At 66.3% G+C, this 20,544-nt stretch carries 10 protein-coding genes and 1 pseudogene; 5 read left to right on the forward strand and 6 right to left on the reverse strand.

Going from position 1 to position 20,544, the window contains the following annotated elements:
• Positions 1-7 precede the first annotated feature (7 nt).
• From ACFRAQ_RS35505 to ACFRAQ_RS35520, 4 genes are read right to left on the reverse strand one after another with little or no spacing between them, the layout of a single operon-like run.
• The gene (locus ACFRAQ_RS35505) at positions 8-658 is read right to left on the reverse strand and encodes a GAP family protein (RefSeq protein ID WP_379107441.1); all 651 of its coding nucleotides are present in this window, start codon (positions 656-658) and stop codon (positions 8-10) included.
• Positions 655-1,674, reverse strand: coding sequence for a hypothetical protein (locus ACFRAQ_RS35510; protein WP_379107442.1), 1,020 nt, complete (start codon positions 1,672-1,674; stop codon positions 655-657). The genes ACFRAQ_RS35505 and ACFRAQ_RS35510 overlap by 4 nt, the downstream gene beginning before the upstream one ends.
• Positions 1,671-3,002, reverse strand: a complete 1,332-nt coding sequence (locus tag ACFRAQ_RS35515; RefSeq protein WP_379107443.1) for a Dyp-type peroxidase — start codon at positions 3,000-3,002, stop codon at positions 1,671-1,673. Before ACFRAQ_RS35515 ends, ACFRAQ_RS35510 begins: the two co-directional genes overlap by 4 nt.
• An 11-nt stretch (positions 3,003-3,013) precedes the next feature.
• Positions 3,014-3,535 (reverse strand): hypothetical protein, encoded by a 522-nt coding sequence (locus ACFRAQ_RS35520; RefSeq protein ID WP_379107459.1) that lies wholly within the window; start codon positions 3,533-3,535, stop codon positions 3,014-3,016.
• Positions 3,536-3,699: 164 nt separating this feature from the next.
• On the opposite strand from ACFRAQ_RS35520, the gene ACFRAQ_RS35525 reads away from it, so the two are divergent.
• The 3 genes from ACFRAQ_RS35525 (at position 3,700) to ACFRAQ_RS35535 (ending at position 6,639) form a co-directional block, all read left to right on the forward strand.
• Positions 3,700-4,713 carry an AraC family transcriptional regulator gene (locus ACFRAQ_RS35525; RefSeq protein ID WP_379107444.1) on the forward strand — a complete coding sequence of 338 codons (1,014 nt, stop codon included), beginning with the start codon at positions 3,700-3,702 and terminating at the stop codon, positions 4,711-4,713.
• A 94-nt stretch (positions 4,714-4,807) separates the two neighbouring features.
• Positions 4,808-5,731 (forward strand): SGNH/GDSL hydrolase family protein, encoded by a 924-nt coding sequence (locus tag ACFRAQ_RS35530; protein WP_379107445.1) that lies wholly within the window; start codon positions 4,808-4,810, stop codon positions 5,729-5,731.
• A 2-nt stretch (positions 5,732-5,733) separates the two neighbouring features.
• Positions 5,734-6,639: an SGNH/GDSL hydrolase family protein gene (locus tag ACFRAQ_RS35535; RefSeq protein ID WP_379107446.1), complete on the forward strand. Its 906-nt coding sequence runs from the start codon at positions 5,734-5,736 to the stop codon at positions 6,637-6,639.
• Positions 6,640-6,687: 48 nt separating this feature from the next.
• Here the strand turns inward: ACFRAQ_RS35535 and ACFRAQ_RS35540 are convergent, their stop codons facing one another.
• The gene (locus ACFRAQ_RS35540; RefSeq protein ID WP_379107447.1) at positions 6,688-7,617 is read right to left on the reverse strand and encodes an SAM-dependent methyltransferase; all 930 of its coding nucleotides are present in this window, start codon (positions 7,615-7,617) and stop codon (positions 6,688-6,690) included.
• A gap of 494 nt (positions 7,618-8,111) precedes the next feature.
• Between ACFRAQ_RS35540 and ACFRAQ_RS35545 the strand changes: the two are divergent.
• Together ACFRAQ_RS35545 and ACFRAQ_RS35550 are read left to right on the forward strand one after the other, a co-directional pair.
• Positions 8,112-17,609 (forward strand): annotated as a pseudogene (locus tag ACFRAQ_RS35545) (type I polyketide synthase); the annotation flags it as partial.
• A gap of 11 nt (positions 17,610-17,620) precedes the next feature.
• Entirely contained in the window at positions 17,621-19,003 is a 1,383-nt protein-coding gene (locus tag ACFRAQ_RS35550) for a cytochrome P450 (protein ID WP_379107448.1), read from the forward strand.
• 16 nt (positions 19,004-19,019) lie between these two features.
• On the opposite strand, the gene ACFRAQ_RS35555 is transcribed toward ACFRAQ_RS35550, so the two are convergent.
• Positions 19,020-20,540: a flavin-containing monooxygenase gene (locus ACFRAQ_RS35555; protein WP_379107449.1), complete on the reverse strand. Its 1,521-nt coding sequence runs from the start codon at positions 20,538-20,540 to the stop codon at positions 19,020-19,022.
• Positions 20,541-20,544: the final 4 nt, after the last annotated feature.

Genomic DNA, 20,544 nt, shown 5'->3' on the forward strand with positions numbered 1-20,544 from the left:
TGATCCGTCAGAAGCCGGTCACGCCCTTGGCGAGGGCGGTGGTGCCCATGACCATGAACACGACGGCGATGACGGTGTGATTGTTCGCCTGTAGCCAATTCTTCAGGCGGGCGAGGGCGCCGCGCAGTTGATCGGCTGCGACGGCGTATCCGCCGACGGGGACGAGCACCGAGGCGGCGCCCAGGAGGACGAAGACGGTGAGGGCCGCCGCCGTACCGGTCGGACTCAGGTCCGCGGTGCCGATGGTCACTCCCGCGGTGATGCACAGGAGCAGGTTCTTCGGATTCAGCAGGGACACCAGCAGTCCGAAGCCCGCGGCCTTGGCGACCCCGAGTTCGTCGATGGCCTTCATCCACCCCGGAATCGAATCGTCCTTGCGACTGCCCCACTGGCGCACCGCGATGTACACCAGCAGCAGGCCCATGACGGTCTTGATCACCGAGGCCGCGATCGACGGCTGGCTCGCCGACCGCATCAAACCCGATGCCGCGGCGGCGGTGACGAGGCCCGTGACCGTTACGATCCCCGTCACCCAGCCGAGCGCGAAGCCCGCGCTCGCCCGTCCGGCATTGGCGGACAACAGCATGAGGATGGCCGCCACCACCGGAATGGGCGAGAGCGCCACACCGATCGCCAAGGGCAGCAGGTCTGCGATCACGAGGCCATCGCCGCGAGATTGCGCCAGAAGTTGACGAGGCTGTCGGTGCCGCCGAACAGGGTCGTGAAGTTGGTGGAGTCGGCCATCACGATGTCACCGGCGCGAACATCGTTGGGCGGCAACCACAGCAGGGTGTTGAACTCGGTATTGCCCGCCTCGATGAACGGATGCGGACGGGACAACTCGATCGGCTGCCGGGCGAGCAGTCGCACCGAATCGCTCTCCGGCTCGGTGAGCTGATAGTGCGGCAGGTGCGGGTGGAAGTTGAACGTGGTGACGTTGTCGAGCAGGCGCGGCGTGTCCAGATCACGGAACGCCGTGAGCGGCGCGATCGACTTGGTGCCCTCGACGACGGCCGGACGCAAGCCGTACACATTGTGGACGGGGACGTTCAGGGCCGTCATCAGCGAGCGCGTGTACGCGCCGAACCGCTGCTGGCGCGGGACCAGCGGGTCACCGTGGTGCTCGAACTCCACCTGACGCTGCGCCAGGTCATCGGTGAAACCGACATCGTGGTGCGGAGCGAGCAACAGACAGGTGCCCTCCCGCTGCAACCACTGCTGGATGGCCGCGATCTCCTCCGGCGCCGCCGCCTCCTGCGCGAGCAGGTGATCCAGGCCGAAGACCATGAGGGTGTCGGTGTCGGCCAGGATGCGCTCGTCGATCGGCAGCTTGTATCCGGCCTGGTCGATGCGCTGGAACACCGCCACCGGATGCCCGGTCACCTCACCGGCCAGCTGCTGGAAGTGCAGGGTCGAGCGGTGGAACAGTTCGAGGGTGCCCGCGATGCCCTGCAGGAAGTGGGCGGCGTCGTATTCGGGGGTCTCGTAGGCGGGCCAGAGGACCTGGCGCACCTCGGTCATGGTGGAGAAGCGGTTGTCCAGCTCGGCCGGATTCCGCTGGGACTCCCAGGGATAGCTCCAGGTCCAGTAGATGCTGATGCGGCGCTTGCCCGGCGTGTAGGGGCGGGCCACGTGGGACTGGTTATAGGTTCGGGCCGGAGTGAACGAGCTCATGCTTCCTCGCTGTCGGTGAGAGTGGTCAGGTAGCGCAGGGCCCGCAGCCCCGGCAGGAAGAAATAAGCGCCACCGGTCACGGTGGTGAACGCGGGAATTCCCTTGATGGTCTTGCGAATCGGGCGCTTCGGAATCTTGTATTCCAAGGTGCCGTCCTGATTGCCGATGATCGGATCGCGTTCGTTGCCGAGTTCGTGGAAGGTCTTGTCGTTGATCCACACGTTCTGTGCGAACTCGAACTGGCGCACCAGGCTCGCGCACAGTATGAAAGCCGCGATCCCGCGATCCGCGCCGTCCTCGGGCATGCCTTCCGGCAGGTATGGACCGTAGGTCGCGCCGCGCCGAATCATCCTGCGGCGCTGGATGTTCACGCCGGTATCGCGCGGATTCATGCGGCGGATATGGGAGCCGAGCGGCACGGCGTAACCGTGCGGATCCATCTCCTTGTAGTTGAAATCGTTGTTGCGGGACAGATCCGCGCCCAACTTCGGGTCGTCGGTTTCCGGGGCCAGGACCAGCGGCGCGCCACTGCGCCACCGGCCCATCAACTTGGCGGCCACCAGCTCCTGGTCGTCGGCGGTCTCGCCGTGCTCGGCCAGGAAGTCGCGGAACCGTCCGACGTGTTCGCGCAGTCGCCGGTAGGCCATGTAGGTGCCGTTGCGCGAAAGTATCTCGGGCTGCGGCAGTTCCTTCGGCTCGCCCCGCTCGTCCGGATAGCCCAGGATGAACTCCCCGGCCTTCACCGGCGCACCGCTGCCGGGCGTGGGCTCCTCGCCGCCGCCCTCGATCACCGGCTGCGACAGGCGATCCCGGTAGCCGAAGTGGTCGTGCGCGTAGTCGAACGGCGGCACCGCCTCCAGGTCCAGCGAGGACAGCACGGTCACGCCCGGGCAGTCGGCGAGCAGGGCGTTGTGGTCGGTCACCTGGCGCTCGCGTTCGGCGGCGTCGCGGGCGAACAGGATCACGATGGCGTGCAGATCCTCGCCGGCGGTGCCGTCGATCCAATGGTCGGGATGGTTGGCGCCCTCATCGCCGAGGACCTCGAACCGCGCGGCCATGCCCTGGCGGAATTCCTCCGGAAAGCTGGCCAGCGCGTCCGCCGGGACGCCCAGGGCGCGCAGGCCGTTCCAGGTGAAAGCCACTGACACCCACTGCTTGTCGGTGTCCACCGATTCCTGCAGATCGGCGACCGAGGGCACGCGGTCGGTCATGGCCGCGAGCCAGGCGCGCGCCCCGGCGGGGTCGGTGAAGGAGAGGAATTCGTAGCGCCCGGTCAGCGCGGGCACCCGAGTGATCAGGATGTGCTGGATATCGTCGAATTCGAGCACGATCGATCCCGCTACTGCATCTCGTCGAGCATGTGCGAGAACGCCGACTTGAGCCGCAGCGCCTTCTTGATCTCATCCGAGGTCGCGTACGGGTATTCGCCGTACTCGAGGAAGCTCGGGAACTGGTGCTTGCGGAAGAACTCGATGGCGGCGGCCCGGTTGGTGAGCCAATCCTCGGGAAAGCCTTCGAGATTCACGAATACGGTGGTGATGCCCGTGGACATGAACAGGTCGAGGGCGTCCTCGAGGTACTTGTCGAAGTCGGTGTCGAAGATGCCCTGGTACTGGAATGTGAGGCCGTCGCCGATATCGAACAGCACCCAGCGCAGGTAGTGCAGCCGCAGGGGAGCGAGCACAGTCGGGTCCTGTTCGACCGCGGACTGAATGACCTTGCCGTGCTCGCGGATCGCCGCCTCGTGGCCGGGTTTCACCTTGGCGATGATCGAGAAGCCGTAGTTCGCGGGGGTGCGGGGATAGACCGGTCCGTACCGTCCCTGCTCGAATTCGAAATATCCCGTGTCCGGGAGCGCCATTGCCGCCGGCTTGGACCAATCCTCGTTGCTTGTGGCCACGTTCTCGTCCTTCCACTTCGATCTGGCTGCGGTAGCTGGAACATAACCAACTGTAGGGAGGAGACATGTCGATCGCTTATCATTGCGGGACGGAAGATTGATCATTTGGGGACATCGGAGAGACGTTGAAGCCGCTGGCCCGTTACGCGGCCCTGAACGAGTACGTTGACCTGGGCAAATCGCTGGGAATCGACCCGGTGGGGTTATTGCGCGCATCGGGTCTGGATCCCGCCGGGCTGAGCTTGCAGGACCGATGGGTTCCCGCCGCGGCGATAGCTGACCTCCTCGAACGCTCGGCCGCCGCGGCCGACTGCCCCGATTTCGGGCTGCGCCTGGCCGCCCGCCGCCGCTTCGCCAACCTGGGTCCGCTGAGCCTGGTCATCCGCGAGGAACCCGACGTGCGCAGCGCGCTGACCGTGATGTCGCGGCACGAGGACACCTACAACGAGGCGCTGCGCACTCGCCTGACCGAACAGAACGGCCTCGCCACCATCCGCCTCACCCTCGATACCGGCCAGCCCGGCGAGACCCGCCAGTCCATCGAACTGGCCGTGGGCGTCCTGCACGGCCTGCTCGCTGGTTTCCGCGGCGCCGCATGGCAGCCCGTCGAGGTCCGCTTCACCCACCCCGCCCCGCCCGACCCTCGCGCCCATTACCGCGCCTTCGGCCCGCACGTCGCCTTCGGTCAGGACTTCAACGGAATACTCACCTACACCAGCGATCTCGACGCCCCCAACGCCATGGCCGACCCCCAGCTGCGCGCCTACACCCAGCAGCTCCTGGACCCCGTCCTCCCCATCCGCCCGGTCACCACCGCCGAACGCGTCCGCGAACTCATCGAACTACTCCTCCCCACCGGCCGCTGCTCGATCGACAATGTCGCCCGCAGCCTCGGCGTCGACCGCCGCACCATCCACCGCCGCCTGGCCGCCGAAGGCGAAACCTTCACCTCCCTCCTCGACTCCACCCGCGCCGAACTGGCCCGCCACCTGGTCGCCAACCCCCGCCGCTCCCTCACCGAGACCGCCGGCCTCCTCGGCTACTCCGCCCCCGCAAACTTCTCCCGCTGGTTCCGCCGCCACCACGGCTGCACCCCCGCCGAATGGCGTCGCGCGCGAATGGCGACTGATATCCCCTGACCTCCCGAATCGGGGATATCCGGGCCTCCGGTCGGATACGCTGCGCGGTTGAGTTGAAAAGATCGCGCTTCAGTGTGGATTCGGGGTGTCAATAGTGTCTGTTGGGTCGCTGGGTAATGGCCGCCGGTGGATGTGTGCCGCCGTCGCGGCGCTCGCGGTCACCGCGGCGACGGCGGCCAGCGTCGCCGCGGACCCGGCTCCGGCGGGCAAAGAGCTCGTGGTGCTGGGGGATTCGTTCTCCGCCAACGACTGGGACCACTTCGAGGGCAAGAACGACTGCAACCGTCACGGCGCCACCGCCTGGCCGGTGCAGCTCGCCACACTGATGGGCGTGCACGGAACCGAGCAGGTATCCGACCCGTCATGCCCTGGCGCGTCGATCGACAGCGGCCCCGGCTGGACCATGGCTCAGCAGGCACAGCGCGCCGACAACGAGGGCGCTTTCGGGCCGAACACCAAACTGGTGACACTGCAATTCGGGATGAACGATAAATGGGGAACGTCGGATCAGACCCTGTTCACGTCGCTGCAGTCCTGCGTTTTCAACCTCGAACTGGGCTGTGACCCGGACTCGGTCGAGCAAGGCCGCATGACCGACTACACCGGCGTCTCCGGCGCCCTGATGGCCAAGCGAATGAGCAACGCCGTCACCTACATCAAGTACTACGCGCCGAACGCCCGCATCGTCCTGGTCGGCTACCCGGAGGTCTTGACCCCGGGCAGCACCGCCATCTGCCTCTCCGTCCTGGGTGTCGCGCCGTTCGTCAACCCGCGCGGCCGCGCACTGGTGGAATTCCTCGATCGCATCGACGTAGCTCAGCGAGAAGCCGCCCAGCTGCTGGGCATCGACTTCTTCGACGCCCGCGCCCTCTCCGCCGGCCACGACCTCTGCTCACCGCAGCCCTGGCTGAACGGAATCCTGGACCCCCGCACCGGAATCGACGGCCTCCCCTTCCATCCGTCGACCCAGGGCGACACCGTCCTCGCGAACGCGATCCACAGCCGATACGGACACTGACCGTGGGCCTTCGGCGGTGGATGTGCGCGGCCATCGTGGCGTTCGCGGTCACCACGGCGACGGCGGGCGGCGGCGCGGCGGATCCGGCTCCGGCGGGCAAAGAGCTTGTGGTGCTGGGGGATTCGTTCTCCGCCAACGACTGGAATCATTTCGACGATTCGTACGGCTGCCATCGTCACGGGCCCACGGCCTGGCCGGTGCAGCTGGCCAGACTGATGGATGTGTACGGGACGGAGCAGGTGTCCGACACGTCGTGTCCGGGCGCGTCGATCGACAGCGGGCCCGGATGGACCCTGGGTCAGGAAGCGGCGCGGGCGGAGGCGGCGGGCGCTTTCGGGCCGAACACCGAACTGGTGACACTGCAATTCGGGATGAACGACACATGGGGAACATCAGCTCGGACGCTGTGGAGTTCCTTGCATTCCTGTGTATTCAATCTCGAACAGGGTTGTGACCCGGACTCCGTCGCCCAGGGCCGAATGACGGATTACACCGGTGTCTCCGGTGCGCTGATGGCCCATCGCATGAGCAATGCCGTCACCTATATCAAGTACTACGCCCCGAACGCGCGCATCGTCCTGGTCGGCTACCCCGAACTCTTCGCCCCGGGCAGCAGCACCATCTGCCTCTCCATCCTGGGCGCGTCGCCATTCATCAACCCGCGCGGCCGCGCGCTGGTCGAGTACCTTGATCGGATCGACCTGGCGCAACGAGAAGCCGCCCAGCTGCTGGGCGTCGATTTCTTCGATACCCGCGCCGTCACCGCCGGCCACGACCTCTGCTCACCGCAGCCCTGGCTGAACGGAATCCTGGACCCCCGCACCGGAATCGACGGCCTCCCCTTCCATCCGTCGACCCAGGGCGACACCGTCCTCGCGAACGCGATCCACACCCGCTACGGCCACTGATCCCGCGCCGGCGACGCCGGCGCGGGATCAGTGCGAGAAGGAGCGAGGCTAGCGGCCATCTCCCACCGGCGGCTTGTCTGCAACAGCAACGATGTAGTCCAGCCAAGGGGCCCAGAACGAAGCTCCTCGTGGGCCGAAAAAGCCCCGAATCAACGGATTGATTCTCCTCATCTCCGGCTGCCTGAGCTTACGGCTGACATACTCCGCGTATTGCGGGTAGACGTGATCGCGGATGGAGTGGACTCGCACATTTTCGAATCCGGCGGCTATGAGCGCTTGGCGGTATTCCTCCGCATTGGTGTGATTCTGGCGAGCAGTCGTGAATATTCCGCGCACCACTATGCCCGCGGGGCGCAAACGGCTGGTCCTGCTTGCGAGCGGCACAACATCGGCGGTCACCAACCGACCGCCAGGCGCCAGGACTCGGAATGCTTCATCGAAGAATCGTGGACGCGACGGAAAGTGCAGCGCCGATTCGAGCGCGGTCACTTTCGTTGCGGACGCATCGGGCTGAGGAAGATCGCTCGCGGACCCGTGCACATAATCCACGATATCGTTGAGCCCTCGTTCGGCGGCCCGTGTGGTCGATATCTCGATCTGTTTCGCGGATATATTTACGCCTGTAATCCGCTTCGGGCCGAATTCATCCGCCCAGAGAAAATCTTGATCGCCGAATCCACAGCCGACGTCGACCACCACATCATCGGACCCGAGGCTCGCTTCGGTCGCTACCAGCCGGGCCAGCGCCGCGCCCGCTTGATCGAACGTTTGGGGGCTGTCCTTCCAGTAGCCCAGATTGAAGAACATCGATTCTTCGCCCAGCCAGTTGGATGCGGTGAGAATATCGTCGTACAGCCGACTGAATCGACGAGGAATCGCGGGCACGAAGACCAAGGACGCGAACCACCCCCATTCGCGAACCCATCGCATAATGCGTCGGGTCGAGCTCTCGGAGTCGCGAAACTCCATAACTGTCATGATGCTGCCCCCTCCAGGCGATGGAACCCCGCCGATATGCGGGGCCACTCGCCGATGCTAGCAGTCTGTCCACGCCGTTGTCAGAACAAGTTCATCAGGCAACTTCGGGTCGAGAGAGGGCATGGTAAGGGCTCGTACATGGGTGTTTGTGTGGCGACCCTTGCATCGAACAGGAACGTGTTCTACCTTTGGTGAAGCGGTTCTGACCGGCCCGACGATCCTGCCGGGCCAGATCCGAGGGGTGGGAAATCACGTATGAGGAGTCATATGTCGGCGTTCGCGGCGTTTCAGGTATTGGATGCGTACGCCCATCGATGCGAATGCGGTGTCGACCTTTTCCGTCGCTGATGCCACTCGCGACAATTTCGTGGTTTATCCCTCTGCATACCTGCGGCAACACATCGCAACTCAACTTCACACGACTTGGCTAGGGGATTGGTATGACTCGGGTATATCCAGAGCGCGCTGAGCTTCTCGATGACGAGCCCGAGCGGACGCAGCCGATCGCGATAGTGGGTACGGGCTGCCGGTTTCCGGGCGGGGTGGAGTCGTCAGATGACCTGTGGCAGTTGGTCATCGACGGTCGTGATGGCATCTCGGAGTTTCCGGCGGACCGCGGCTGGGACCTGGAACACCTCTACGACCCGGAGCCGGGTGTGCCGGGCAAGTCCTACGTGCGCGTGGGCGGATTCCTCCATCAATCATCCGAGTTCGACGCCGAGTTCTTCGGGATCAGTCCTCGCGAGGCGTTGGCGATGGACCCTCAGCAGCGAGTACTGCTGGAAACCGCTTGGGAGGCGCTGGAATCAGCGGGCATCGACCCCTCCGCGCTACGCGGAAGCGACACCGGGGTGTTCTGCGGGGTGATGCACAACGACTATGGGGTCGGCGTCGGCGGGCAGGTTCCGGTCGACGTCGAGGGCTATCAATTGACCGGCGGTTCATCCAGTGTGGTGTCGGGTCGGGTGTCCTACGTGTTGGGGTTGGAGGGCCCGGCGGTTTCGGTGGACACTTCGGCCTCGTCATCGTTGGTGGCAATGCATCTGGCAGTCCAGGCGTTGCGGTCGGGGGAGTGTTCGCTGGCGCTGGCCGGTGGTGTGACGGTGATGTCCACACCCGCGACGTTCGTCGAGTTTTCCCGGCAGCGGGGGCTCGCTGTCGATGGTCGGTGTAAGCCGTTCGCCGATGCCGCCGACGGGACAGCCTGGGGTGAGGGCTCGGGTGTGCTGGTGCTGGAACGGTTGTCGGATGCCCGACGCAACGGGCATCAGGTGCTGGCGGTGGTGCGGGGTACCGCGGTCAATCAGGATGGTGCGTCGAATGGGTTGACCGCGCCGAACGGGCGTTCCCAGCAGCGGGTTATCCGGCGAGCGTTGGCCAATGCCGGGGTATCCGCGGCCGAGGTCGATGCGGTCGAGGCCCACGGCACCGGAACCACGTTGGGTGATCCGATCGAGGCGCAGGCGCTGCTGGCCACCTACGGGCAGGACCGGCCGCAGGATCGGCCGGTGTGGCTGGGTTCGATCAAATCGAATATCGGGCACACGCAGGCGGCCGCCGGTGTGGCCGGGGTGATCAAGATGGTGCAGGCACTGCGGCGCGGAATCCTGCCCAAGACACTGCACGTGAATACACCGTCCACACAGGTGGATTGGACCGCAGGGCGGGTGGAACTGCTCACCGAGCAACGCGACTGGCCGACGGTCGACCGGCCGCGTCGTGCCGCGGTATCGGCCTTCGGTGTCAGCGGCACCAATGCCCACGTCATCCTCGAGCAGGCGCCGGAGTCGGTGACCGATCCCGCGATCGGTGGGGACCGGTCGGTGGCCTGGGTGGTGTCGGGCCGGACGCCGGAGGCGTTGGCGGGGCAGGCATCTCGGCTGTCGGACTACCTGGGCCGGCATCCGGATGTGGATCCGGTGGATGTGGCGGTGACATTGGCGGGTCGGTCGCGTTTCGATCATCGCGCGGTGGTCGTGGGCGGGGACCGAGCGGCGTTGCTGAGCGGTTTGGCGGCGGTGGCCGACGGGTTGCCTGGTGGTGATGTGGTGTCGGGGACCGCACGTGCGCACGGCAAGACGGCGTTGGTGTTTCCGGGTCAGGGTGCGCAGTGGCTGGGGATGGGGCGGGAGTTGCTGGTTTCCTCGCCGGTGTTCGCGCGGAAGATGGCCGAGTGTGATCGGGCGTTCGCTCCCTTGGTGGAGTGGTCGTTGCCGGATGTGCTTGCCGCCGAGGACGCGGAGTGGCTCGAGCATGTCGAGATCGTGCAGCCGGTGTTGTTCGCGATGATGGTGTCGCTGGCGGAGTTGTGGCACTCGGTCGGTGTCATACCCGATGCGGTGGTGGGTCATTCCCAGGGGGAGATCGCCGCAGCGCATGTCGCGGGCGGGTTGTCGCTCGAGGATGCCGCCCGGATCGTGATCGGCCGGTCGGCGGCATTGTCGGCGTTGGCGGGTCAGGGCGCGATGGCGTCGGTGTTCACGTCGCGGGAGCGGGTCGAGGAGCTGCTCGAGGGGTTCGACGGGTTGACGGTGGCGGTGGTCAATGGCCCGGGGTCGACGGTGGTTTCCGGTGCGATCGCGTCGGTGGAGTCGTTGTTGGGTGAGTGTGAGCGACGTGGTGTTCGTGCCCGGCGGGTGGCGGTGGACTACGCCTCGCACTCGGCCCAGGTCGACCAGCTCCGTGATCACCTGATGCGGGCACTGACCACGGACCGGACACCACCACGCGAGACCGGATCGCCGCGGGCGGCGTTCTATTCGACCGTCACCGGTACGGTCCTGGATCCGGCCGTGCTGGACGCGGACTATTGGTACCGGAATCTGCGGGACACGGTGTGTTTCGAGCAGGCGGTGCGGGCATTGCGCGCGGACGGGTACACCGTGTTCGTCGAGGCGAGCCCGCACCCGTTGCTGGGTGTCGACATCGAACAGATCTGTGAGGCTTCGGCTTCCGATGGTGGCCCGGATCCGGTGATCGTGGGTTCGTTGCAGCGCGACCAGGACAGTGTTCTCGCGTTCACCCGCTCGATGGCTCGCTTGGATGTGGCGGGTGTGGGTGTCCAGTGGGATGCGGTGTCGGGGGGCCGTGGGCGACGTGTGGAGTTGCCGGGCTACGCGTTCCAGCGCCGCCGATATTGGTTGAGTTCGTCGGGGGTCGGTGCTGCGTCGTCGTCGGGGCCGTCGGAGGCCGGGCATCCGGCGGAACGTCGCGTCCCGGAGGCTGTGATGGGTCTGCGGCAGCGGTTGGCGGGGCTGACCGACGCCGAGCGAAAAGCGTTGGTGCTGGGCATTGTTCGTGGTCAGGCCGCCGACGTGCTGGGTCACGACAGTGGTGTCGCTATCGATGCCGGCCGTAATTTCCGGGATCTGGGTTTCGATTCCTTGACCGCCGTCGAGGCGCGCAACCGGTTGAACACGGTCACCGGGTTGCGATTGCCCGCGTCCCTGGTCTTCGACTATCCGACACCGGACGCGGTGACCGCGCACATCCTCTCCCAGCTCACCGACACCGATATCGCCGCGGCTTCGGAATCGGCATCGCTGATGCCACTGTCGTCGTCGGAGCCGGTGGCGATCGTGGGAGTGGGGTGTCGGTTTCCGGGCGGGGTGTCTTCCGCGGAAGAGTTGTGGCAGTTGGTGGTTGACGAGCGTGATGTGATCTCGGGGTTCCCGACCGACCGCGGCTGGGACGGAGTGTTCGATCCGGCGCCGGGCGTGGCGGGCAAGTCGTACACGAATGAGGGCGGATTCTTGTACGACGCGGCCGAGTTCGACGCCGGGTTCTTCGGGATCAGTCCGCGTGAGGCGATCGGGATGGACCCACAGCAGCGGATCCTGCTGGAAACGGTGTGGGAGGCACTCGAACACGCGGGGATCCGCCCTGCGACGCTGCGGGGCAGCGACACCGGCGTGTACGTCGGTGTGATCGACCAGTCCTACGGTGTCGGCGCGGGTGGTGACGGGGGCGGGGACGGCGGGTTCACCGGTGTGACAGCGAGTGTGGTGTCGGGTCGGGTGTCGTATGTGCTCGGGTTGGAAGGCCCTGCGGTGTCGGTGGATACGGCGTGTTCGGCGGGTCTGGTGGCGTTGCATCAGGCGGTGGCGGCGTTGCGGTCGGGGGAGTGTTCGCTGGCCTTAACCGGTGGTGTGACGGTGATGGCGACGGCGGGAATGTTCGTCGAGTTCTCGCGGCAGCGGGGGTTGGCCCCGGATGGTCGGTGCAAGCCGTTCGCGGAGGCGGCTGACGGGACGGCGTGGGGTGAGGGGTCGGGTGTGCTGGTGCTGGAACGGTTGTCGGATGCCCGACGCAACGGGCACCGGATCTTGGCGGTGGTGCGTGGTTCGGCGGTGAATCAGGATGGCGCGTCGAATGGGTTGACCGCACCGAACGGGCCTTCGCAGCAGCGGGTGATCCGACGCGCGTTGGACAATGCCGGGGTGTCGGCCGCCGAGGTCGATGTGGTGGAGGCCCACGGCACCGGGACCAGGTTGGGTGATCCGATCGAGGCGCAGGCGTTGCTCGCGACTTATGGTCAGCGCGATCGTGATTCGGAACCCGTGTGGTTGGGTTCGGTCAAATCGAATATCGGGCACACCCAGGCGGCTGCGGGGTTGGCCGGTGTGATCAAGATGGTGCAGGCCCTGCGCCACGGGGTGCTGCCCAGAACCCTGCACGTGGACGCGCCGTCCTCGCAGGTGGATTGGACCGCGGGACACGCCGATCTGCTGAGTCGGGCACGGGACTGGCCGGAGGCCGATCGTCCGCGACGGGCCGCGGTGTCGGCGTTCGGGATCAGCGGCACCAATGCCCACGTCATCCTCGAACAAGCGCCGGTCAGCGAGCCGGCGCCGCAACGACAGACACCGATGGATGGGTCGGTCCCGGTGGCCTGGATGGTGTCGGCAAGAACCCGGGATGGGTTGGCGGAACAGGCATCTCGGTTGTCGGCCTACCTGGGGCGGCGTCCGGATGTGGACGCGGTGGATGTGGCCGCGACGTTGTCGGGGCGTTCGCGGTTCGATCATCGCGCGGTGATCGTGGGCGGGGATCGGGCGCAGTTGCTGGACGGGCTCGACGCGGTCGCTCGGGGGCTACCCGCCGGTGCCGGCGCCGTGGTGTCGGGGGTTGCCGGCAGCCACGGTAGGACGGTGCTGGTGTTCCCGGGACAGGGTGCGCAATGGCTGGGGATGGGACGGGAGTTGCTGACTTCCTCGCCGGTGTTCGCGCAGGCCATGACCGAGTGCGATCGGGTGTTCTCCACGTTGGTGGACTGGTCGCTGCTCGAGGTGCTCGACGGTGGCGAAGGTGCGCCCTCGCTGGAGCGTGTCGAGATCGTGCAGCCGGTGTTGTTCGCGGTGATGGTGTCGCTGGCGCGGCTGTGGCGTTCGGTCGGTGTGGAACCAGATGCCGTGGTGGGTCATTCCCAGGGAGAGATCGCCGCGGCCCAGGTGGCCGGTGTGTTGTCGCTCGAGGATGCCGCCCGGATCGTGATCCTGCGCTCGGCGGCGTTGACGGCGTTGGCCGGTCGGGGCGCGATGGTGGCGGTCGGGCTCTCGGCCGAGCAGGTCGAGCGACTGCTCGAGCGGTTCGACGGGTTGGCGGTGGCTGTGGTCAACGGCCCGGGATCGACGGTGGTGTCCGGTGACATCGGGCAGATGGAGTTGTTCCTGACCGAGTGCGAGCGACTCGATGTTCGCGCCCGTCGGATCGCCGTGGATTATGCCTCGCATTCCCCCCAGGTCGAGCGACTCCGCGAGCACCTACTCGGCGCACTCACCGAAATCCGGCCGCGTTCACAAGATTCCACCGGTTCGAGAGATTCGGCGGGGGTGGCGTTCTATTCCACCGTCACCGGCACGATCCTGGACCCGGCCGAATTGGATGCCCGGTACTGGTTCCGCAATCTGCGGGAAACGGTGCGTTTCGAGCAGGCCGTGCGGGCATTGCGCCGCGACGGATACAGCGTGTTCGTCGAGGCCAGCCCACACCCCCTGCTGACCGTCGACCTCGAACAGATCTGTGCGGCAGCCGATCCCGACGGCGGCGTTCCCCCGAACACCCATGACCCGGTGATCGTGGGTTCGCTGCTGCGTGGCGAGGATTGCGCGGTCGCGTTCACGCGTTCGATGGCCCGGTTGGACGTGTCGGGTGTGGATGTGGCGTGGGATGCGGCGGGCCAGGGGCGTGGTCGCCGAATCGACTTGCCCACGTACGCGTTCCAGCGCCACCGCTATTGGCTGACCTCGACCGGGACCGGTGACGCGTCGTCGTTGGGGTTGGCCGGGGCCGGGCATCCGCTGTTGGGCGCCGTGATGGTGTCCGCGGACACGGGTGCGGTGGTCTTGACGGGTCGGTTGTCGTTGGCGTCGCGGCCGTGGCTGGTCGATCACGCCGTCGCCGGGGTGGTGTTGTTCCCCGGAACCGGGTTCGTGGAGTTGGCGATGCGGGCCGGGGAGGAAGTCGGCTGCCCGGTGTTGCGGGACCTGACACTGACGACCCCGTTGGTGTTGACCGCCGAGACCGCGGTGCAGCTGCAGGTCGTGGTCGATGGCGACGATGGGCAGGGTGTACGGCGGGTGATGGTGTATTCCCGTGCTGCCGGTGACCCGCAGGCGGGGTGGGTCACTCATGCCGAGGGGGCGCTCGAACCGCAGGGCGCCGATCTCGCGAATTCGGTTGCCGCCGGAGCGATGTCGGAGGGGTTGGCGGTATGGCCGCCCCGCGGCGCGGTGGCGGTGGGGGTGGACGATCTGTATGCGGTGCTGGCGGGGCTCGGATACGACTACGGCCCGACTTTCCAGGGGTTGCGGTCGTTGTGGCGTCGTGGCGAGGAGTTGTTCGTCGAAGCGGCACTGCCGGATTCGGTGCGTGATGCGTCGGGGTTCGGGCTGCATCCGGCCTTGCTGGATTCGGTGCTGCATGCCGCGGTGATGGCCGGTGCCGATGGCGAGGTGATGTTGCCGTTCGCGTGGTCGGAGGTGTCGCTGCATGCGGTCGGCGCGTCGGTGGTGCGGGCCCGGATCGCGCCGACTGATTCCGGCGCCGGCGTGGTGGCGATCGAGGTTGCCGACACCGCCGGTCGCCCGGTGCTGACGGCCGGGTCGTTGACCTTGCGGCCGGTGTCGCCGGGACAATTGGGCGCCGCGAGCACGCGTGAGCGGTTGTGCGCGGTGCGGTGGACACCCGCGCCGACTCCGATCCCGAGTGCGGGGTCGACGCCGGAGTCTCGGGTGTTCACCACGGTCGAGGAATTCTTGTCCTGGACGCGCGACGAGACCGCGTCGGTGCCGCCGGTGGTGGTGCTGGACCGGCGTGCGACCTTCGACACGGCTGAGGATGTGCCGCGGCGGGTACATCGGGCGACCGGTGAGGTGCTGGTCGGGTTGCAGGCCTGGCTGGGTGAGCCGCGGTTCGCCGCCAGTGTGTTGGTGGTGTCGACCTGCGGGGCGGTCGCGCGTGCGGGTGAGCGGATCACCGATCTGGCCGGCGCCGCGGTGTGGGGTTTGGTGCGTTCGGCACAGTCGGAGGACCCGGGCAGGGTCGTGCTCCTGGACACCGATCACCCCGCCGACATGCCGGTGGCGACTCTGGCCGAGGTGTTGGCCTGTGGTGAACCCCAGGTGATGGTCCGCGGCGGGGTGCTGCACTCGGCCCGACTGACCCGGCTGACTGATTCGCCGGGTCTGGTTGTGCCGGAGTCGGTGTCGTGGCGACTGGAAGCCGGTGACGACACCGTCGATGGACTCGAGCTGAACCCGTGCGGTGCCGCGGATCGACCATTGGGGGAGGGGCAGGTCCGTGTCGCGGTGCGGGCCGGTGGCCTGAACTTCCGAGACGTTCTCATCTGTCTGGGTACGGTGGCCGCGGAGAACACCCTGATGGGCATGGAAGCCGCCGGGGTGGTCGTCGAGGTCGGCCCGGAGGTGGCGGGTTTCGCCGTCGGAGACCGGGTGATGGGGCTGATCGAAGACGGTCTCGGGCCTTTCGTGGTGACGGATCAGAGATTGATCGTCCGCATGCCCGAGGGGTGGTCGTTCGCCGAAGCGGCCACGGTTCCGATTGTGTTCCTCACCGCCTATTACGGGCTCCGGGATTTGGCTCGGGCTCAGCCGGGCGAGACGTTGCTGGTGCACGCGGCTGCCGGCGGCGTGGGTATGGCGGCTACCCAATTGGCCCGATACTGGGGAATCGAGGTCTACGGGACCGCGAGCCAGGGCAAGTGGGACACCTTGCGCTCCCTGGGATTCGATGAACAGCACCTCGGTGATTCCCGGTCTCTTCATTTCGGAGAACAGTTCATGGCGGCCACGGGTGGTCGTGGTGTGGACATCGTTCTGGACTCGCTGGCCGGGGACTTCGTCGATACGTCTTTGCGGCTGCTGCCGCGCGGCGGTCGGTTCCTGGAGATGGGCAAAACCGATATCCGCGACGGCGGAGAGATCGCCGCTCGCTATCCGGGAGTGCGCTATCGCGCGTTCGACCTGTGGGATGCCGGGCCGGATCGGATCGCGGAGATGCTGGCCGATCTCGAGGCGATGTTCGACAGGGAAGTGATCGTCCCGCTGCCCGTCCGGACATATGACATTCGACGTGCGCAGGACGCGTTCCGATACTTCGGTCAGGCGCGTCATATCGGAAAGATCGCCCTGTCCATCCCGGCCGGTCCCGGTGGCGTGGATTCGGGTGTGGTGTCGGCGGTTTCGGCGGGCACGGTGCTGGTGACCGGTGGGACCGGGGGATTGGGGGCCATGGTGGCCCGGCACCTGGTGGCCGAGTACGGGGTGCGGTCGCTGGTGCTGGCGAGTCGCCGTGGTCCGGCGGCACCGGGGGCGGCGGAGTTGGTCACGGAGTTGTCCGGGCTGGGTGCGCGGGTGCGGGTGTCGGCGTGTGATGTGTCGGATCGGGGGGCGCTGGTGGACTTGTTGGCCACGGTTCCCGAGGATGCTCCGTTGACCGGTGTGGTGCATACCGCCGGTGTGCTCGACGACGGTGTGGTGGTGTCGTTGAGCCCGGATCGGGTGGATGCGGTGTTGGCGGCCAAGGCGGATGCGGCGTGGCATCTGCACGAGTTGACCCGTGAGTCGGATCTGGGGTTGTTCGTGTTGTATTCCTCGGTCGCGGGTGTGCTGGGCACCGCGGGGCAGGGCAACTACGCGGCCGCGAACGCGTTCCTCGACGGGTTGGCCGAGTGTCGCCGTGGCGAGGGCCGGACGGCGGTGTCGATCGCGTGGGGTTTGTGGGCCGCGGGCACCGAGATGACCGGACACCTCGGCGAGGCCGACACCACCCGTCTGGGTCGGGGTGGGGTGGTGGCGATGTCGGACCACCAGGGTTTGGCGTTGTTCGACGCCGCTGTGGCGCAACATCATGCGGGTGTGGTCGCTGCCCGCATGGACATGGCCTCGTTGGCCGCCGGTGCGCGCGCCGGCACGCTGGCTCCGTTGCTCGAGGGCTTGCTGCCGGGGGTCCGTCGCGTCCCGGAGGTTGTGGTGGGTCTGCGGCAGCGGTTGGCGGGACTGACCGAGGCCGAGCGAAAGGCGTTGGTGCTGGACACTGTTCGCGGTCAGGTCGCGGCTGTGCTGGGTCATGACAGTGGTGTGGTCATCGATGCCGGCCGTAATTTCCGGGATCTGGGCTTCGATTCGCTGACCGCCGTCGAGGCGCGCAACCGGTTGAACACCGTCACCGGGTTGCGGTTGCCCGCGACACTGGTCTTCGACTATCCGACACCGGACGCGGTGACCGCGTACCTCCTCACCGAACTCACCGACACCGATGTCTCCGACTCTCTTTCGCGCCTGGAGAAAGAAGTCATGGACATGATCGACAGCAAGAGAATGACCAGCGAGTTCTACTCGAAGCTACTGAACTTGACTCGAATCGCCAGTCGGGCGAACGAGGATCGGGATGCGTCCCCGTCGGAGGACATCATGGCCATGAGTGATCAAACATTGCTTGATCTGCTCGAGGATGAATTCGGTATCTCGTGAAGGAAGAGCGCATGGCATCGCCCCTGATCCGGCGAGACCTCCCGCATCCCCCTCGGCGTGTGCCCCTCTTGGGCGATATCACCCGTATCGACCGCTATCGTCCCATTCAAAATGAAATGGCCCTGGCCGCATCGCTCGGTCCCATCTTCGAACGGAAGGTCCTCGGCCTGCACTTCATCTACGTGACAGGCGCTCGGCTCGCGGCCCAGTGTTCGGATGAAAAGCATTGGGAGCGTGCGCTGTACGGGCCGGTGCTCGAGTTCCAGCGGTTCATGCCGGACGCTCTGTTCGTGGTGGATTCCGACAATCCGCTGTGGGGCCAGGCGCGCCGCATTCTTACTCCGGGATTCGCGCAGAAGGCAATGCGGAGCTATCACCGGGCCATGCAGTCGGTCGCCGATGATCTCGTCGCGGAATGGTCCGCCGGTGACGGCGTGATCGACACGTATTCGGCCATGACGCGGGCCGCGGGGGAAGTCATCGGCCGTGCCGGATTCACCAGGGATCTAGGGCTCTTCCATGATGCGCCCGACAGCGCCGATTCTCGGGCGTTCATCGATTCCCTCGGGGACCTACTGCGAATGGCGTCGGACGCCGGCCTTGCCTTACCCGTCGTCGGCCCACTGCGACGGCGGCTGCTCGAACCCAGAGTGCGCCGCGATGTCGAGGTGATACATAGCTTTTCCGACAGAATCATCGCTGAACGACAAGCTCACCCGACGGATGATGAGGATCTGCTCAACCTCATGCTCACTGCTACCGACCCGGAAACCGGCCGACGGTTGCCGACGGACAACGTGCGCGAGCAAGTGCTGACCTTCATGGCGGGAGGCTACGAAACCACAGCCGCACTGCTCGAATCCGTTCTGTACTACATCGCCGCTGACCGGGAACTGCAAGAGCAACTCCGCGCCGAGGTTTCGGCGCGCGGCGGGTTCGACTACAAAGCGATAACCGGGATGCGCCTGATTCGACAGGTTCTCAACGAGTGCCTGAGACTATGGCCGCCGGCGCCGGGCTACTTCCGGAGAGCCCGCACCGACCAGGATCTCGGCGGGTATCGGATCCCTGCCGGGCAAATGGTTTTCGTCCTCGCCCTGGCCGCACATCGCGACAAGGACGTCTGGGGTCCTGACGCCGACGTCTTCGATCCGTCGCGCTTCGAACCCGACCGTTTGCGCGGCCATCCCGACCGGTTCTTCGAGCCGTGGGGCACCGGGCCGCGTAGCTGTATCGGCCGTCAGTTCGCGCTCCACGAGGCCACCTTGCTGATCGCCCGCATTCTGTCCGCTTTCGAACTGAGCACCGACGGCGCACCGCTGGTCATGAGGGAGCGTGGGACGATGCGACCCGAGCCGTATCAGCTGAAGGTCACACCCCGGGCCGGCCGATGAGGCCGGCCCGGGTCGACTACTCCGCGCCGAAGTCGTAGTCGGCGAACGGGAAATGTCGGCCACGCCACCGTGTTTCGAGCGCACCGGCAGGCCGGAAATAGGGCGTGTCACCGTGCGAGTTGCGGTAGTAGGTCGGAACACCCTGCGTCTCGATGTAGCTCCGCAGGAACTGACCACGCTTGCGGATCTCGGCATGGTAGGCGGCGTGCGCCCGTTGGCTCACCTCGACGGTCGAGGCCCGCCGCCTCCGCGCCTCGGTGATCGCTCGAATAGCGTGTGATGCAGTCGTTTCCACCATCCCGTGCCATCCGATATCGGACAACGCATACGGTCCGACCAGCATCCAGCGGTTCGGCAGGCCGGCTACCGCCACACCCTCGTAGGCCTGTACTCCATGGGCGCCGTAGAACTGGCCGAGATCGAATCCGTCCCGCCCGACAACGGCGCCTGGCGCGTAACTTTCCGGATCGGTGTGCATCTCGTAGCCGGTCGCCAGCACGATGACGTCGTATTTGCGCTCGGTGCCTTCGCTGGTCCGGATGCCCTGCTCGGTGAACTGCTCGATGTCGTCGGTGACCAGGCGAACATTGTCGCGATTGAACACCGCCGGATATCCGGTCGACAGGGTGAGTCGCTTCGCCAGGGGCCCATAGTCGGGTGTCAGCGCGGCGGCCGTTTCGGGGTCGTCGATGGTCCGCCGAAGATACGCTCGGTACAGCCGCTTGGCGAAGGCATCGAAAGCCGCCATCAGCGGTTTCATCACCCTCAGGGGCACATAGGTGGCCAGTCTGGCGATGGGTTCCAACCCCAGTAAGATGATCCCGGGCTGGGCCGCTGCCACAACCGGCACTCGCAAGGCGGCTTGGAGTCGGCGCGGGACCGGATAATTGGGTTTGGGTAGGCACCACACGGGCGTCCGCTGGTAGACATCGAGGTGACTCACCTCGGGCGCGATCGCGGGCGTGATCTGCACGGAACTCGCACCGGTACCGATCACGGCCACCCGCTTACCCGCCAGGTCGAGCGCATGGTCCCAGGTGGCCGGGCTCTGCACCGTACCGGTGAAGTCATCGAGACCCTTGATGCCACTGTCGACTTTGGGTCGCAGAAAGGCGCCGACCGCGCTGATCACGAACCTGGCGGTAATGATCTCGTTGTCAGCGGTGTGCAATACCCATCGACGGTGGGTCTCGTCCCAGACTTCGCGGACGACCTCGGTGTGGAACCGCAGATGCCGATAGAGACCGTAGCGGCGAGCGACATCCTGGTTATACGCCTGAATCTCGGCGCCTGTCGGGAACAGCGTCGGCCAATCGGCCTTGCGCGCGAACGAGTACTGGTAGATGAACGCGGGTACGTCCACGCTGATCCCCGGGTAGGAGTTTTCGCGCCAACTGCCGCCGACCTCGCCCGCGCGTTCCAGAATGGTGAACTCGTCGATTCCCGCGCGCTTGAGTAGCGCACCCGCCGCGATACCGCCGGGACCCGCCCCGATCACCACGATCTCGTGATCGGGTTGCGATGTCGTAGTGCTCATTACG

This window comes from Nocardia sp. NPDC056611 (assembly GCF_042792755.1).
In the GTDB taxonomy this organism is placed as follows: domain Bacteria; phylum Actinomycetota; class Actinomycetes; order Mycobacteriales; family Mycobacteriaceae; genus Nocardia.